At 70.6% G+C, this 15,520-nt stretch carries 14 protein-coding genes; 7 read left to right on the top strand and 7 right to left on the bottom strand.

The window, feature by feature from the left end; genetic code table 11:
- Positions 1 to 116 precede the first annotated feature (116 nt).
- Positions 117 to 1,307 carry an acyltransferase family protein gene (locus ACFY2Z_RS06320; protein WP_390743010.1) on the top strand — a complete coding sequence of 397 codons (1,191 nt, stop codon included), beginning with the start codon at positions 117 to 119 and terminating at the stop codon, positions 1,305 to 1,307.
- 19 nt (positions 1,308 to 1,326) lie between these two features.
- Here the strand turns inward: ACFY2Z_RS06320 and leuE are convergent, their stop codons facing one another.
- Positions 1,327 to 1,980: a leucine efflux protein LeuE gene (gene leuE / locus ACFY2Z_RS06315; RefSeq protein WP_390743009.1), complete on the bottom strand. Its 654-nt coding sequence runs from the start codon at positions 1,978 to 1,980 to the stop codon at positions 1,327 to 1,329.
- 386 nt (positions 1,981 to 2,366) lie between these two features.
- Complete coding sequence (locus ACFY2Z_RS06310; protein ID WP_390743008.1) at positions 2,367 to 3,947, bottom strand: methylmalonyl-CoA mutase; 1,581 nt, start codon at positions 3,945 to 3,947, stop codon at positions 2,367 to 2,369.
- Positions 3,948 to 4,215: 268 nt separating this feature from the next.
- Between ACFY2Z_RS06310 and ACFY2Z_RS06305 the strand changes: the two genes are divergently transcribed.
- On the top strand, positions 4,216 to 5,046 hold the full coding sequence (locus ACFY2Z_RS06305; RefSeq protein ID WP_390743007.1) for a L,D-transpeptidase family protein: 831 nt from the start codon (positions 4,216 to 4,218) through the stop codon (positions 5,044 to 5,046).
- A 206-nt stretch (positions 5,047 to 5,252) separates the two neighbouring features.
- On the opposite strand, the gene ACFY2Z_RS06300 is transcribed toward ACFY2Z_RS06305, so the two are convergent.
- The 5 genes from ACFY2Z_RS06300 to ACFY2Z_RS06280 form a co-directional block, all read right to left on the bottom strand.
- Positions 5,253 to 6,281, bottom strand: a complete 1,029-nt coding sequence (locus ACFY2Z_RS06300; RefSeq protein WP_390743006.1) for a hypothetical protein — start codon at positions 6,279 to 6,281, stop codon at positions 5,253 to 5,255.
- A complete protein-coding gene (locus ACFY2Z_RS06295; protein ID WP_390743005.1) occupies positions 6,281 to 6,952 on the bottom strand; it encodes an RNA polymerase sigma factor in 672 nt (223 codons plus the stop codon). Before ACFY2Z_RS06295 ends, ACFY2Z_RS06300 begins: the two co-directional genes overlap by 1 nt.
- A gap of 693 nt (positions 6,953 to 7,645) precedes the next feature.
- On the bottom strand, positions 7,646 to 8,023 hold the full coding sequence (locus ACFY2Z_RS06290; protein WP_390743004.1) for a hypothetical protein: 378 nt from the start codon (positions 8,021 to 8,023) through the stop codon (positions 7,646 to 7,648).
- 396 nt (positions 8,024 to 8,419) lie between these two features.
- Positions 8,420 to 9,001, bottom strand: a complete 582-nt coding sequence (locus tag ACFY2Z_RS06285; RefSeq protein WP_390743003.1) for a hypothetical protein — start codon at positions 8,999 to 9,001, stop codon at positions 8,420 to 8,422.
- Between the two features lie 282 nt (positions 9,002 to 9,283).
- The gene (locus ACFY2Z_RS06280; RefSeq protein WP_390743002.1) at positions 9,284 to 10,891 is read right to left on the bottom strand and encodes a glycoside hydrolase family 20 protein; all 1,608 of its coding nucleotides are present in this window, start codon (positions 10,889 to 10,891) and stop codon (positions 9,284 to 9,286) included.
- Between the two features lie 352 nt (positions 10,892 to 11,243).
- On the opposite strand from ACFY2Z_RS06280, the gene ACFY2Z_RS06275 reads away from it, so the two are divergent.
- The 5 genes from ACFY2Z_RS06275 to ACFY2Z_RS06255 all read left to right on the top strand — a co-directional run bounded on the left by ACFY2Z_RS06275 (position 11,244) and on the right by ACFY2Z_RS06255 (position 15,378).
- Positions 11,244 to 11,804 (top strand): 2-oxo-4-hydroxy-4-carboxy-5-ureidoimidazoline decarboxylase, encoded by a 561-nt coding sequence (locus ACFY2Z_RS06275; protein ID WP_390743226.1) that lies wholly within the window; start codon positions 11,244 to 11,246, stop codon positions 11,802 to 11,804.
- Positions 11,805 to 11,971: 167 nt separating this feature from the next.
- Positions 11,972 to 12,352 carry a succinate dehydrogenase, cytochrome b556 subunit gene (gene sdhC, locus ACFY2Z_RS06270; RefSeq protein WP_311698245.1) on the top strand — a complete coding sequence of 127 codons (381 nt, stop codon included), beginning with the start codon at positions 11,972 to 11,974 and terminating at the stop codon, positions 12,350 to 12,352.
- Between the two features lie 5 nt (positions 12,353 to 12,357).
- Positions 12,358 to 12,840 carry a succinate dehydrogenase hydrophobic membrane anchor subunit gene (locus ACFY2Z_RS06265; RefSeq protein ID WP_390743001.1) on the top strand — a complete coding sequence of 161 codons (483 nt, stop codon included), beginning with the start codon at positions 12,358 to 12,360 and terminating at the stop codon, positions 12,838 to 12,840.
- A gap of 19 nt (positions 12,841 to 12,859) precedes the next feature.
- Positions 12,860 to 14,614 (top strand): succinate dehydrogenase flavoprotein subunit, encoded by a 1,755-nt coding sequence (gene sdhA, locus ACFY2Z_RS06260; protein ID WP_390743000.1) that lies wholly within the window; start codon positions 12,860 to 12,862, stop codon positions 14,612 to 14,614.
- Entirely contained in the window at positions 14,614 to 15,378 is a 765-nt protein-coding gene (locus ACFY2Z_RS06255) for a succinate dehydrogenase iron-sulfur subunit (protein ID WP_390742999.1), read from the top strand. The genes sdhA and ACFY2Z_RS06255 overlap by 1 nt, the downstream gene beginning before the upstream one ends.
- Positions 15,379 to 15,520: the final 142 nt, after the last annotated feature.

Raw genomic sequence — 15,520 nt, 5'->3', positions numbered from 1 at the left:
TTCGGGCCGCGGGTGTCATGGATCGGAGGCCACCGGGTAGGCGCACCGCGCTCGTCGTACGTCCCACCCCGCGACAGGGTCACTCCCCATCTGCTGCCTCGTCGAGAGAGTCCGGCATGACCACGTCCGAGCAGACCATGGCCGCCCCCGACCCGGGCTCCGCCCCGACCCCGACCGCTGTGGGCCCGACGCCTCCCCTGTCGCCGGCCGCCGCCCCGTCCCCCGCCCCCGTCCGCCCCCGCGGCGGCGGAGCCCGGCTGCGCGCCCTCGACGGGCTGCGGCTGGTGGCGGCGCTGATGGTCGCGGCCTATCACTACGGCGGGCGCGACGGCGAGGTCACCCAGGCCTGGGGAAGCTCGCCCCGGCACCAGTTCCCCACCCTGCACCCCTTCTTCGCCTACGGCTGTCTGGGCGTGCAGATATTCTTCGTGATCAGCGGCTTCGTCATATGCATGAGCGGCTGGGGCCGGCCCCTGCGCTCCTTCTTCGCCTCCCGCGCCTCCCGGCTGCTGCCCGCGTACTGGGCCGCGATAGTCCTGGTGACAGCGGTGTTCGCACTGCCGGCCGTGGCCTACAAGGCGGTCTCGCCCAGCGACGCGCTGGTGAATCTGACGCTGATGCAACAGCCGCTCGGCGTGGACCGCGTCCTCGGCGTCTGCTGGACCCTGTGGGCGGAGATACGCTTCTACGCCCTGTTCGCCCTGTGCATCGTGCTGCCGGGCGCGAACCGGCGGCGGGTCATCCTGTTCTGCGCCTGCTGGACCCTGGCGGCGGCCATCGCGCAGGGCGCACAGATGCCGCTGCTGAACATCGTCCTGATGCCCGAGTACGCTCCGTTCTTCATCGGTGGCATCGGGCTCTACCTCGTGCACCGCGACCGGCGCGACGCGTACGCGTGGGGCATCGTGGCCGTGAGCTGGCTCATAGGCCAGCACTACGCGGTGCGGGGCCTGTGGCACGCCGCGGACGCGCCCGGCTTCTCCTACCGCAGCGCCTCCGGCATCATCCTGGTCGTCACCCTGGGCTTCGTCGCCGTCGCCGCGATCGCGCTGGGCCTGTTCGGCTGGGCGAACTGGCGCTGGCTGACCGTCGCGGGCGCCCTGACGTACCCCTTCTACCTCGTCCACGAACACCTGGGCTGGGTCGTCATCCACGCCCTGCACGAGGGGCTGGGCATCCCGTCCTACGGCACGTTCCTGCTGACGGTCGCCGCCATGCTGCTGCTGGCCTGGCTGCTCAACCGGTTCGTGGAGGATCTGCTCACACCGAGGATCCGCAGGGTCCTGACCCGGCCGGGGCCCGCCTGATCGCGTACCGGTACGGCCGCTACGAGCTCGCCAGCGACAGCTTCACCGCGAAGCCGAGGAAGAGGGCGCCCGCGGCCGAGGTGGCCCCCGCCGACAGACGCTTACGCCGGCGGAAGGCCGCGGCCAGGCGCGTACCGCTGAATATCAGCGCGGTGAGGTAGAGGAAGCTGGCGAGCTGCGCGAAGGCGCCGAGGACGACGAAGGAGAGCGCCGGGTAGGCGTACGCCGGGTCGACGAACTGCACGAAGAAGGCGACGAAGAACAGGATCGCCTTGGGGTTGAACAGGCTGACCACCAGCGCACGGCGGAAGGGCCGCTCCGCGGCGGGGCCCGCGACCGGGGCCTCCTCCTCCACGGTCTTCGCCCGACGGGTCCGCCACATTCCCCACGCGGCGCGCAGCATCCCGATGGCGAGCCACGTCAGATAACCGGCCCCGGCGTACTTCACGATCCCGAACAGCACGGCGTTCGCCTTGAGCAGCGAGGCGACTCCGGCCGCGGACAGGGTCATCAGCACGGTGTCTCCGCACCACACTCCGGCCGCCGCGGTATAGCCGGCTCGCACACCACGTCGGGCCGCGACGGAGAGGACGTACAGGGAGTTGGGGCCGGGCAGGAGGACGATCAGGACGAGGCCTGCCAGGTAGGTGGGGAGATCGATGACGCCGAACATGGACAGGAGTGTCGCACGGGGGTACGACAGTCCCGTTCCGGGTGTCGACGGGTGAGACGGGAAGGTCAGTCGTCGCCGTCGAGGAGGGTGTCGACGGCGAACTCGACAGCGACGCCGACCGACTCGGGGACGGGGACGGTGGTACCACGCTTGTAGCGCGCGGGACCGGACACCTGCCGTCGACCGGGTCCTCGTGAGCCTCCCCTGGAGAGTCTCCACGCGGTGCCCAGGCAGTGCACGGGAGAGCAGGTCGGCGCCCTGACCCGACGTCAGCTCGTGTTGCGGTACGGCCGCGGCATCCTCCATTTCGGGACTCACTCCGCACGAGCGTAACCGGGAGTGCATGGATTCCGCCCCCGATCACCCATTCGGACGAATTGCCCAGGTCAGAACGCATCCGACGGCACATACGTCCCCCAGACCTCCCGCAACGCGTTGCACACCTCGCCCACCGTCGCGCGGGCCTTGAGCGCGTCCTTCATCGGGTACAGGACGTTGTCCTCACCCGCGGCGGCCTTCCGCAGGGAGGCCAGGGCCGCGTCCACGGTCTGCTGATCGCGTTCCGCGCGGAGCCTGGCGAGGCGTTCGGCCTGCCGGGCCTCGATCGCGGGGTCCACCCGCAGCGGCTCGTAGGGCTCCTCCTCGTCGAGCTGGAAGCGGTTCACACCCACCACGACCCGCTCACCGGCGTCGGTCTCCTGCGCGATCCGGTACGCGTTGCGCTCGATCTCCCGCTTCTGGAAGCCGTGCTCGATCGCAGGCACCGCGCCGCCGAGGTCCTCGACCTTCCGCATCAGCTCCAGCGCCGCCGCCTCCACGTCGTCCGTCATCTTCTCGATCACGTAGCTGCCCGCGAAGGGATCGACCGTCGCCGTCACGTCCGTCTCGTACGCCAGCACCTGCTGCGTACGCAGCGCCAGCCGCGCGGACTTGTCCGTCGGCAGCGCGATCGCCTCGTCGAAGGAGTTCGTGTGCAGCGACTGCGTCCCGCCCAGCACCGCGCCCAGACCCTGCACCGCCACTCGCACGAGGTTCACCTCCGGCTGCTGCGCCGTCAGCTGCACCCCCGCCGTCTGCGTGTGGAACCGCAGCATCAGCGACTTCGGGTTCCGCGCCCCGAACTCCTCCCGCATCACCCGCGCCCAGATCCGGCGCGCCGCCCGGAACTTGGCGACCTCCTCCAGGATCGTCGTCCGCGCCACGAAGAAGAACGACAGACGCGGCGCGAAGTCGTCCACGTCCATCCCGGCCGCGACCGCGGTGCGCACGTACTCGATACCGTCCGCGAGCGTGAAGGCGATCTCCTGCGCGGGGGAGGCGCCCGCCTCCGCCATGTGGTAGCCGGAGATCGAAATGGTGTTCCACTTCGGGATCTCGGCCCGGCAGTACTTGAAGATGTCCGCGATCAGCCGCAGCGACGGCTTCGGCGGGAAGATGTACGTCCCGCGCGCGATGTACTCCTTCAGCACGTCGTTCTGGATGGTGCCCGTCAGCTTCTCGGCCGGCACCCCCTGCTCCTCCGCCACCAGTTGGTACAGCAGGAGCAGCAGCGCCGCCGGAGCGTTGATCGTCATCGACGTCGACACCTTGTCCAGCGGGATCCCGCCGAAAAGCACCCGCATGTCGTCGACCGAGTCGATGGCCACCCCCACCTTGCCGACCTCACCGTGCGCGATCGGCGCGTCGGAGTCGTGGCCCATCTGGGTGGGCAGGTCGAAGGCCACCGACAGACCCGTCGTGCCGTTCGCGATCAGTTGCTTGTAGCGGGCGTTGGACTCCGTCGCCGTGCCGAATCCGGCGTACTGCCGCATCGTCCACGGGCGGCCCGTGTACATGCTCGGATACACCCCCCGGGTGAACGGGTACGCGCCCGGCTCACCCAGCTTCTCCGCCGCGTCCCAGCCCTCCAGGGCGTCCGGCCCGTACACCGGCTCGATGGGCAGCCCCGACTCCGACTCGCGCGTCATGGTGTGTGCCTCCGCGTTGCTTCGTGACCCGGCTTCGAGACCCGGCTCGGTTACCCGGCTTTGGTTACTCGCCAGTAGACAACTGTCGCCACGGACTGTAGCGGCGGCCGTGCGCCGCGTGGAGGTCCGTCGGCTGGGACCTTGCTCACAACCATGCTCCTTGGTTCGGTGGCGGTCACGCAGGGGGAACATCTCGGGGACACGGCGGCGCCTGGGAGCGGTGGTCGCGGTGGCGCCGGCAGGGCGGGCGCGGACAGGGGGAGCGGGCATGGGTACGGAGCGCTGGGGACGATCCCTCGTCGGGGTGGCCGGGGCGGTCGCGCTCACCGCCGTGGCCGGCTGCACGGCGCAGCCCCTGGGCGCCCAGGGGGGTGACGGCAGGGGCCGTTCACCGGTGCACATCGAGATCCCGCACACTCCCTCCGGCACCGGCACCCGGAGTGCCGCGCCCACCCCGGGGACGCCGTCCGCCGCCCTGCTGAGACGCGGGGACTCGGGCCTTCAGGTGCGCGAACTGCAGGCCCGGCTGCGCCAGGTCGACTGGCTGTTCGACGGGCCGACGGGGACCTACGACGACCTCACCGAGAACGCCGTAAGAGGCTTCCAGGGCAAACGGGGGCTCGCGCCGACGGGCGAGGTCGACCCGGTCACCTGGCAGCGGCTGCTGAGCATGACGCACGAGCCCGGCACATGGGAGCTGTATCTGATGGGCGGGCAGCCGGCCGCCGCGCCGGACCCGCGCTGTCTGACGGGCCGGGTGCTGTGCATCAGCAAGCGGACCCGCACGCTGCGCTGGATGATCGACGGACAGACGCTCTCGACGATGGCGGTCCGGTTCGGCACGCAGAACACACCCACCCGAGAAGGCGTGTTCCGGATCTACTGGAAGTCACGCCACCATGTGTCCACGCTCTACGACGCCCCGATGCCGTACGCGATGTTCTTCAGCGGGGGCGAGGCGGTGCACTACTCGTACGACTTCGCGGCGCGCGGATACGCCGGGGGCTCCCACGGATGCGTGAACGTACGGGACGAGGCCGCGATCGCGACGCTGTTCTCCCAGGTGAGGACGGGCGACAAGGTCGTCGTCAGCAGGTGAGAGGAGCCGACGGGGAAGCGTGTGGGGCGCGGGCGGGACCGGGGGAACGTGTCCCGCCCGCGCCAGGGCACCGAGCCGTGGGTACGGGGGGAACCCCGGCTCTGTGCGACGGCCGATGACCAGTCGGCTCACTCATTACTGCGTAGCGGGGGCCGAAAGTGTCACACCCGTTTGGAAGATAATTCAAAAAAACACGAAACCGCAGGTCAGGCATGGTCTGGCGTGGACAGGGCCGAGACCGGGGCCGATGAGGCGCCCAAGGGGACGCCGAACAGACCGCTACCGCCGGGCCGTATGTGGCCCTCGTCGTCACCGCTGCCGCCGTGGTCGTCGCCGCCACCACCGTGACCGTGGCCGTGGCCGTCCTCGCCGCTCGAGCCGTTCCCGTCCTGGCCGGAGCCCTGGCCGTCGCCGCCGCCCCAGCGGCCCTCGCCGTCGCCCAGCACGCCCTTGCAGAAGGTCTTCACCCGTCCGCTGCCACCCGCCGCGTCCTGCAGATCGCGCAGCCGGTCGGCGCGTAGTTCCCGGCCGACGGCCATGTCACGGCAGGACGAGCGCAGGGCGAGCCACCAGTTCCGGGTGTGTCCGCTGCCGTGGTCGTCGCCGGGGCCCGCCGAGCCGCTCGCGCTGGGACCGGCGCCTGCCTCGTCGTACGAGGAACCGCCCGGCGTGGACCCGCCGGCGTCCGGCGTCGGTGGCAGGGGTGTGCCGGTCTCCGTGGCGTCGGGCGTGGGCATCGGCTGCGGCGGCGACACGGCCGCCGACACGGACGCCCCGGGTCCCGGCTCCTTGTGGAAGGGTGCCGGCAGGACTCCGGTTCCGGCCGCGACCGCGACTCCGCCGATCATCCCGGCGGCCAGCGCGGCGGCCAGGCCGAACCGCAGGGGACGCCCCCAGTGGCGGCCTCGACCGTTTGCGGCGGGACGCCCGAGACGCACCAGCCCGGCGTCGGCGCCCTGATGGGCGGCGTACTCGGCATGCCCGGCATCAAGCCGGCCGGACGCCTCCCGGGCCTGGTCCGCGCCGGTGCGCGCGGCTCGGAACGCGGCCAGCGCGGCGGCCTCGCCCGGCAGTTCCTCGCTGGTCAACGGGGGTGTGACGGCGAGTGAGGCAAGGGTTTCGGCAAGCCTTGCGGCCTGTTCCTGTGCGTCGTCGTCGATGGCGTCCAGCGGCTCTCCACGTAGCAGACGCTCCGCCGCGTCGCCGTTCAGCCACCTGTACTGCTCGTCGGCCATCACATGTCCCTCTGCGTACGCGAACGCATATGCGTCACACCGGCAGACGTCACCGGGCGCCTGTGGGTTCCGCGTTGGGGAGGCATGGCGCTGAGCACGTCGGCCGATTCCGGATCCCCGTCGGGACCGGCGATCAGCTCCGCGAGCCTTTTGAGCCCGCGGTGGGCCGCCGTGCGGACGGCCCCGGGGCGCTTGCCGAGCGTCTCGGCCGCGGACTTGGCGTCGAGGCCCACGACCACGCGCAGCACGACGGCCTCCGCCTGGTCCTGCGGGAGCTGGGCTATGAGGGAGAGGGTGTGGCCGGTGGCCAGGGCCTCCATGGCCTCGCCCGCCGTGTCGGACTCGGCCGCCTTGCCGGTCAGCTCCGTCTCGTCGCCGCCGATCGCGGGGCGGCGCCCACGCATCCGTATGTGGTCGAGCGCGCGGTTGCGGGCGATCCGCGCCGCCCAGCCGCGGAACCGGTCGGCGTCTCCGCTGAACCGCTCCAGGTCACGGGCGATCTGCAGCCACGCCTCGGAGGTGACGTCCTCCGCGTCCGGATCCCCGACCAGCGTCCGCACATATCCGAGCAGCCGTGGGTGCACGGCGCGGTACACGGTACGGAACGCGGTCTCGTCCCCGACCTGGGCCGCAAGTACCGCGGCGGTCAACTCCGCGTCGTCCCCCAGCACCCGAACTGCCCCTCTGTGCGCCTCAGCCCGCACGCTCCCGCGGACCGGGTTCTCACTGTCGTGATTCCTCATCGTTCGTTGCGGTCTGCTGCCGCTCGTGATGTGCGGCGGATCCTCTCACCGGATTTACTGATCATCCTCGGTCGGCGCGAAAGGCACGTTACGACTTGAAACCGGTCTACGTCCATGTCCGCACGCCCCGCAACCGACCCGTGACGCGGCGGGGTGTGACAGAAAACGCATCCACGGCGCTGTAGAGAGTACGGGCCGCCGCGCGGCCCGTACCGCGCGACGGCCGGGGCCTCTCCTGTGGGGGGTGGCGGCCCCGGCCGTTGCCATCGGTACACGAGGGTCGAGTGGTACGCGTTTTCTGTACTCCTTCTTACCCGTGGGCGGTAACGCGGACCGTCCGTCCCCGCCCCCTTCATCCCGACTCCCCGAGTTCGCGCGCGAGTCGCTTCCAACCGGGTGGGCGGCGGTGCGGACCGCGCCGGAGCGCTTGCCGAGCACCCGGGCGGCGGCGGGCGCGTGCGGCGGGATTCCTCTCCCTGGCCCGACGCTGTCCTCGTTCGTGGCGAGTGGTCTCGCGTCCCCTCACGCGGGGCACCCCCGGTCGTGCCCATGCCGCTGAGGTCCTCGGCGTCCGCTCGTACGTGATCGTCACCGGCCGTCGGGTTCCGGGGCCGGCGCCTGTCAGTAGCTGCCGTCCCCCGTCGCGTCCCGGCACAGCAGCCGCAGCGAGCCTTCGCCGTGGTAGCAGCGACGGGCCTCCTCGATCGGGTCCCACAGCCGGCCGTCGGGGGTGCGCACCCAGTGGTCGCCGCCGGTCGCCCACCACTCGCCGCCGGTCAGCCGTACGACCACCTCGCCCGCGTACGCGCCGAAGCCGCGCAGCGCGGCCCGCACGGCGTCGTAGGGCGCGCCCTGACCGCGTATCTCCTCGATCGTCCGGTCCAGCCGCCACAGGCTCTGTGCCGAGTAGTCGAGTCGCAGCCGGGCGCCCTCGCGCAGGGCCGTGACGGCGTCGGCCGCCCAGCGCGCGGGCTTGGTGGCGGCGGGGGGCCTGGTCACCTCAGTTGCGTTCACAACCGGAAGAGCGCGGTGCCGCCGGGAAACGTCACGCCCCCCGGACGGACTCCCCGACACCGGCGCAGGACCGCCCCACCGCCGCACCGGACGGACACAGGATCCTTGCACGCGAGGAGGTTTACGCAGGCCGGGGCCGCGGCACTGGGGCCTGTCGTCGAACTGGCGTCGTCGCCCGGAGGGCGGCCTGCGACGTCAGGTGTGCTCTGGGGGGTGCCCCCTGCTCGAAGAGCTCGGGGGAGTGCCGGGCGGAAGCCCTCGCACTGGAGGTACGTGGTGTTTTGCCCGGTGCGGCGGTGGGGGAACCGCCCGCGCGAGCGAAGCCGAGCGTCGGGGAGCGTGCATGGCGCCGCGGGGCAGGCGGGAGTTTGACGACAGGCCCTAGGAACGGCCGCGGGCGCGGCGGGAGACCACCGCCTGCAGCACCCGCCGGCCCTCGGTCGCCACGTCACGGGCCTGGCGCAGTCCGGTCGCGCCGTGACCGCCGACCAGTTCCAGGACGGCCGTCTGGCGCCGCAGTTCGGCGGCGACGAGGGGTGACATGCCGTCGGTACGGCCCTCGCGGTGGGCCGCCACGGAGGACTCGCCGTCGCCGTCGGCGGGGTCCAGCAACTGGTGGATCCGCAGCGCGTCGACGGAGCAGGCGTCGGCCCACCGGCGCAGGGCGTCGGCGGTGGGCTCGACGGGGACGCCCTCCAGCATCCGGCGGGCGAGTCCCGCGGCCTCGGCCTCGAAGGCGCAGTCCGCGGTGGAGTCGTCCTCCTGCGGCAGCTGAGTCCCCAGTGCGGCCCGCGCCTTGGCGAGCCGCTCCTCCCACTCGCGGCCCTCGACCAGGCTCGCCCACAACGGGCGCAGGGTGTCGTCGTCGCCTCCGAGGAGGGGGACACACCGATCCAAACAAGCCAGTCCGCTTGCCGCGAGCCCTCGCTCGTCGGCCTGTCCGATCAGGTCCACCAGGCTCATGACGCCTCCTCGAAACCCTCGACGGGGCGCCTCGTCTCTACGGAGCCCGCACTTCCCCTTACTGCGTGCGACGGACTGTGAGTGTCACAGACCGGCACCCCACCGTGCCGGTCGGGTGCCGGTCGAGATCCCTAACGGAGCGAGGAGCTGATTCAAGCCATCTGTGCCCCGGTTCCGTCGCCGGGTTCCGAATAGACCACAGCGACACGGGGCGCGCTCCCGGAATGCAGTATTCCGGACGATCGGGGTGCCGCCCTCCGGGCCGGACACCCCGGTCCGCCCTCATCCGAGACGGTCCGCCAGCTGATGGAACTGTGCCCAGGACAGCGTCGGCGTGCGCGGGTCCCACAGCTTCTGGATCGTCGCCCGCAGCGGCATCCGGATCCCGGCCGCGACCTGGTCCTGCGTCTGCGCGTTCGGCCGGTCGCCCCACACCGCGAACACTCCGCCGAGGATCTGCCCGTCGTACTGCGCGGGCACCGCCGTCGTGCCCCGGACCACCCGCGGTGTCCACTGCTCGTAGATCCGCTGACCGGTGGGGTAGACGAAGGTCTGCGGCTGGCCGAGCACGTAGTAGAGGAGGTCGTCGTTGTAGACGATCAGCTGCCGGCCCGCGCTCAGATACGAGGTAGGCGGCCGGGCGCCGGCCTCCTTGCCGGTCCAGTACGCGACCTGGAGGTCCTTGGCCGGCGACACCGCGCTCGCCTGGTAGAAGCCGTCGTTCCAGGCGCGCATGGTGCGGCCGTGGCCGCGCATCACGTTCGCCCGGTCGTTGAGCCAGCCGGTCGCGAGGTCCGCCACGCCCGCCTGCGGGCCGTACTTCGCCCGCGCGGCGGCGACGAGCTGCGGGAAGGAGGCGGTCGGGTTCGCCACCGTGAGCGCCAGGTACTCGTCGCCGCCCAGGTGCCAGAAGGGAGCCGGGAACACGTCCGCGTACTCGTTGAGAAGGTCGTCCACGACCTTCGCGGCGGCGGGCTTGGAGATGTCGAGCGACCCCTGGAAGGTGACGCCGCGGGCGTTGCGCAGCTGGAGATCTGGGTGCGCGGCGATCACGGCACCCAGGTGGCCGGGCGAGTCGATCTCGGGAACGACGGCTATGTGCCGGCTCGCGGCGAGGTCGACGATCGTCTTGACCTCCGCCTTGCTGAGGTGCTGCGCGGAGACGATCTCGGGATGCGAGGAGGACTCGATCCGGAAGCCCTGGTCGTCGGAGAAGTGCAGCCCGATCTCGTTGTACTTCAGGTCGCCCAGCTCCCTGACGCGGTCCTCTATCCAGCCGGCCGTGTAGTACTTGCGGGCGATGTCGAGCATGAGGCCGCGCCGGGGCTTGGCCGGGGTGTCGTGGACGACGCCCTCGGGCGCGGTGCCGCCGCCGCGCACCTCCTGCTTGAGCGTGCGGGTGCCGTAGAAGACCCCGGCCTCACCCGGACCGGTGATCCGGACCTTCCCGTTCTGGACGGTCAGGACGTACGACTCCTGGTCGCCGCTCCCGGTCACGTCCAGCTCCACGTCACCGGCGCGCGCGCCGGTCTGCCCCCCGTACGCCACCCCCAGCTCCCCGGCCAGCAGTTGCCCCTCGTCGGCGAGAGAGGCGTCGTCCACGACCACCCGTTCCCCGGAGGCGGGCCGCCAGCCCGGACCGTGGGCGGGGGTGAACTCCCGGACGGCCGGAATGGTGCGGGGCGCCTGGGAGAGGGGGTAGGTGGGGGACGGGGTCGCGGCGGGGGTGCCGCCCGTGACCCTGGAGCCGGGAGATGTGCCGCCGCCGGACGGCCAGAACGCCACGGCCGCCGCGACCGCGCCCGCGGTGACGACTCCGGCCGCCAGCAGCAACCGGTTGCGCCTCGTGTGCGTCTCCCTCTCGGGAGCCCGTCGCCTGTGGCCGGTCACCGCGCCGCACCCCGCACCACACGCGCGGACGGACACACCGTGCCGGTAGGCCTCGGCTCCCCCTCACGCACCAAACCCGCATGTATTCGCTTTCGCTCAGCTTTCGCCCACACGCTACCCACCTCCAGGCATCCGACCCTCTTATCCGCTTTTATCCCTTTCGAACCTACGACGCCGGCGCCCTCCGATCGTCCACAGAACACCCCACGGCTCTCCCGTTCGGGTGAAATCGGGACAGGCGCTGGACGCCCGCCCGACCGCCGTCGATAGCGTGACGGCGCGTCCCCACCCTCCCTGCCGCCCCGGACGTGACGTCCGCACGACGCCACGCCGCCATCGCCGAGGATTCACGCTGCCCCCGCACCGTCTCCCCCGCCTCCCCGGCCCCACCGCCCTGCCGGCGCAACACCGCCCCCCGGCCCCCAACGGTCTGGAGGGGTTCAACTCCGCGCCCGGCGACGTGGTCCGGCACACCCTCCTGGCCTGCTGCCACAGCCTGCGCTGGGTCCATCGGGTCGCCGAGCACCGCCCCTACCCGGACGTGGACTCCCTGCTGGCCGCGGCCGACGAGGCGGCATACGACCTGTCACCTGCGGACCTCGCCGAAGCCCTGGCGGGCGAGAACCTCACCCAGCTGCCCGACGGCGCCTACTCCGCGGCCCACACCGCGCTGAGCGCCGCGCACGCGGCCTACGAGAGCCGATTCGGGCATGTGTTCGTCATCTGTCTGGACGATGTGGCCCCGGCCGAATCCGCCGACCTGATACTGGCGGCCATCCGATCACGATTGGCGAACGATCCGGAGGAGGAACGCCTGCTCGCGGCCGAGGAGCTGCGCAGGCTGGCGAGGGGCAGACTGACCCGACTCGTCCGGGATCCCTCGGGACGGCCGGTGGCGGAACGCTGCCAATAGGCCGTCCGTGCTCGTTTGATTGCCGGTTCGATCACATCGGTAGGGGCGCCGTAAGCGTTCTGACAACACGTCGCTACGATGCTGGGGGCCGGTGGACCGTACCCGGCCGGGCCCGACCGACACAGAAGCCGGCGCGGCCCTAGTCCCCGCTCCCGGAGGGTTCTTCCGTGCCGGCTGGAACGCTGTACCGCGGCCGGGAAGGAATGTGGTCCTGGGTGGCTCACCGAGTCACCGGCGTCCTCATTTTCTTCTTCCTGTTCGTACACGTGCTGGACACCGCTCTCGTGCGTGTCTCTCCCGAGGCCTACGACAAGGTCGTGGCCACGTACAAGTCGCCGATCGTCGCCGTGCTGGAGTACGGCCTGGTCGCCGCCATCCTCTTCCATGCGCTGAACGGCCTGCGCGTCATCGCCGTCGACTTCTGGTCGCAGGGCCCGCGCTACCAGAAGCAGATGCTCTGGACCGTCGTCGGCCTCTGGGTCGTGCTGATGCTCGGGGCCATCTACCCCGTCCTCGGCCACGCCGCTCGTGAAGTGTTCGGGAGCTGACGCGTATGTCCACGACTGAAACCACCGCCTCCGGCATCGGCCCCGTCGAGGGTGCCCCGCTGTACGACGTCGACAACCCGGCGCCGGTCATCGAGCCGCCCCGCAAGCGGACGAGGAAGACCCCCAAGTCGACCCGCGGCAACTTCGAGATGTACGGCTGGCTGTTCATGCGCCTGTCCGGCATCGTCCTGGTCGTCCTGGTCCTCGGCCACCTGCTGATCCAGCTGGTCCTCGACGGCGGCGTGACCAAGGTCGGCTTCGCCTTCGTGGCGGGCCGCTGGGCCTCCCCGTGGTGGCAGGTCTGGGACCTCGCCATGCTGTGGCTGGCCATGCTGCACGGCGCCAACGGTCTGCGTACGGTCATCAACGACTACGCCGAGCAGCCGAGCAGCCGTCTGTGGCTGAAGGGCCTGCTGTACACCGCCACGGTGTTCACCATCCTGCTGGGCACGCTGGTGATCTTCACCTTCGACCCGAACATCCGCTAGGCACGGGGTTGCGAGAATCATGAAGATCCACAAGTACGACACCGTCATCGTCGGCGCGGGTGGCGCCGGCATGCGCGCGGCCATCGAGTCGACGAAGCGCAGCCGCACCGCCGTGCTCACGAAGCTCTACCCGACCCGCTCCCACACGGGCGCCGCGCAGGGCGGCATGGCCGCCGCGCTGGCCAACGTGGAGGAGGACAACTGGGAGTGGCACACCTTCGACACGGTCAAGGGCGGTGACTACCTGGTCGACCAGGACGCCGCCGAGATCCTGGCGAAGGAGGCCATCGACTCCGTCCTCGACCTGGAGAAGATGGGCCTGCCGTTCAACCGGACGCCCGAGGGGAAGATCGACCAGCGCCGCTTCGGCGGTCACTCCCGCAACCACGGCGAGGCCCCGGTCCGCCGCTCCTGCTACGCGGCCGACCGCACCGGCCACATGATCCTCCAGACGCTGTACCAGAACTGCGTCAAGGAGGGCGTGGAGTTCTTCAACGAGTTCTACGTCCTGGACCAGCTGATCACCGAGGTCGACGGCGTCAAGAAGTCGGCCGGTGTGGTGGCGTACGAGCTGGCGACCGGCGAGATCCACATCTTCCAGGCGAAGGCCGTGATCTACGCCTCCGGCGGCACCGGCAAGTTCTTCAAGGTGACGTCGAACGCGCACACGCTGACCGGTGACGGCCAGGCCGCGGTGTACCGCCGTGGTCTGCCGCTGGAGGACATGGAGTTCTTCCAGTTCCACCCGACCGGCATCTGGCGCATGGGCATCCTCCTCACCGAGGGTGCGCGCGGCGAGGGCGGCATCCTCCGCAACAAGGACGGCGAGCGCTTCATGGAGAAGTACGCGCCCGTCATGAAGGACCTGGCGTCGCGTGACGTCGTCTCCCGCTCCATCTACACGGAGATCCGCGAGGGCCGGGGCTGCGGTCCCGAGGGCGACCACGTCTACCTGGACCTCACCCACCTCCCGCCGGAGCAGCTGGACGCCAAGCTGCCCGACATCACCGAGTTCGCCCGTACCTACCTCGGCATCGAGCCCTACACGGACCCGATCCCGATCCAGCCGACCGCGCACTACGCGATGGGCGGCATCCCGACGAACGTCGAGGGTGAGGTCCTGTCGGACAACACAACGGTGGTCCCGGGCCTGTACGCGGCCGGCGAGGTCGCCTGCGTGTCCGTCCACGGCGCGAACCGCCTCGGCACCAACTCGCTGCTGGACATCAACGTCTTCGGGCGTCGCGCGGGTATCGCCGCGGCCGAGTACTCGCAGAAGGCGGAGTTCGTCGAGCTGCCCGAGAACCCCGCGGAGCTGGTGGTCTCGCAGATCGAACGACTGCGGTCGTCGACGGGCACCGAGCGCGTGGCGGAACTGCGCCGCGAGCTGCAGGAGACCATGGACGCCAACGTCATGGTGTTCCGCACCGAGCAGACGATCAAGACGGCCGTCGAGAAGATCGCCGAGCTCAGGGAGCGCTACAAGAACGTGGCGATCCAGGACAAGGGCCGGCGGTACAACACGGACCTGCTGGAGGCCGTCGAGCTGGGCAACCTGCTCGACCTGGCCGAGGTCATGGCGGTGTCCGCCCTGGCCCGCAAGGAGTCCCGCGGCGGTCACTACCGCGAGGACTACCCGAACCGCGACGACGTCAACTTCATGCGCCACACCATGGCGTACCGCGAGGTGGGCGACGACGGCACCGAGTCGATCCGTCTCGACTACAAGCCGGTCGTCCAGACCCGCTACCAGCCGATGGAGCGTAAGTACTGATGGCTACCCCTGTTCTGGACCAGGTGGAGGCGGAGGCCGCGGCCTCGTCGCACCTCATCACCGTCACGTTCCGGATCCGCCGGTTCAACCCGGAGGTCTCGGCCGAGGCGACCTGGGAAGACTTCCAGCTGGAGATCGACCCGAAGGAGCGCGTCCTCGACGGCCTGCACAAGATCAAGTGGGACATGGACGGCACGCTGACGTTCCGTCGCTCCTGCGCGCACGGCATCTGCGGCTCGGACGCCATGCGGATCAACGGGAAGAACCGTCTGGCCTGCAAGACGCTGATCAAGGACATCAACCCCGAGAAGCCGATCACGGTCGAGGCCATAAAGGGCCTCACGGTCCTCAAGGACCTGGTCGTGGACATGGAGCCGTTCTTCCAGGCGTACCGGGACGTGATGCCCTTCCTGATCGCGAAGGACACCAACGAGCCGACGCGTGAGCGTCTGCAGTCGGCGGAGGACCGCGAGCGCTTCGACGACACCACGAAGTGCATCCTGTGCGCCGCGTGCACGTCCTCGTGCCCGGTGTTCTGGAACGACGGCCAGTACTTCGGCCCGGCGGCCATCGTCAACGCGCACCGCTTCATCTTCGACTCGCGTGACGACGCCGGCGAGCAGCGTCTGGAGATCCTCAACGACAAGGACGGCGTGTGGCGCTGCCGCACCACGTTCAACTGCACGGACGCCTGCCCGCGCGGTATCGAGGTGACCAAGGCGATCCAGGAGGTGAAGCGAGCGCTGATCACGCGCCGCTTCTGAGGTCTGCCCGCGCGACGGCCGAGGGCCCTGTTTCCGCTGGAAACGGGGCCCTCGGGCGTGCGGGGCCACGATCGGGTGAAGCGTCGTGATCGGGACATTCCCGGGCTCGCCCGCCTACGATGATGCCCTCGACACCAGCCCC

Source organism: Streptomyces sp. NPDC001222 (assembly GCF_042896945.1).
GTDB classification, from domain to species: domain Bacteria; phylum Actinomycetota; class Actinomycetes; order Streptomycetales; family Streptomycetaceae; genus Streptomyces; species Streptomyces gibsoniae.
This window is presented reverse-complemented; position numbering and strand designations above follow the sequence as displayed.

What these genes read in the sequence shown, in the direction of transcription:
- ACFY2Z_RS06320 (WP_390743010.1), top strand. Translation starts at nt 117, where the DNA reads ATGACCACGTCCGAGCAGACCATGGCCGCCCCCGACCCGGGCTCCGCC.
- ACFY2Z_RS06300 (WP_390743006.1), bottom strand. Translation starts at nt 6,281, where the DNA reads ATGGCCGACGAGCAGTACAGGTGGCTGAACGGCGACGCGGCGGAGCGT.
- ACFY2Z_RS06285 (WP_390743003.1), bottom strand. Translation starts at nt 9,001, where the DNA reads ATGAGCCTGGTGGACCTGATCGGACAGGCCGACGAGCGAGGGCTCGCG.
- leuE (WP_390743009.1), bottom strand. Translation starts at nt 1,980, where the DNA reads ATGTTCGGCGTCATCGATCTCCCCACCTACCTGGCAGGCCTCGTCCTG.
- ACFY2Z_RS06310 (WP_390743008.1), bottom strand. Translation starts at nt 3,947, where the DNA reads ATGACGCGCGAGTCGGAGTCGGGGCTGCCCATCGAGCCGGTGTACGGG.
- sdhA (WP_390743000.1), top strand. Translation starts at nt 12,860, where the DNA reads ATGAAGATCCACAAGTACGACACCGTCATCGTCGGCGCGGGTGGCGCC.
- ACFY2Z_RS06255 (WP_390742999.1), top strand. Translation starts at nt 14,614, where the DNA reads ATGGCTACCCCTGTTCTGGACCAGGTGGAGGCGGAGGCCGCGGCCTCG.
- ACFY2Z_RS06265 (WP_390743001.1), top strand. Translation starts at nt 12,358, where the DNA reads ATGTCCACGACTGAAACCACCGCCTCCGGCATCGGCCCCGTCGAGGGT.
- ACFY2Z_RS06305 (WP_390743007.1), top strand. Translation starts at nt 4,216, where the DNA reads ATGGGTACGGAGCGCTGGGGACGATCCCTCGTCGGGGTGGCCGGGGCG.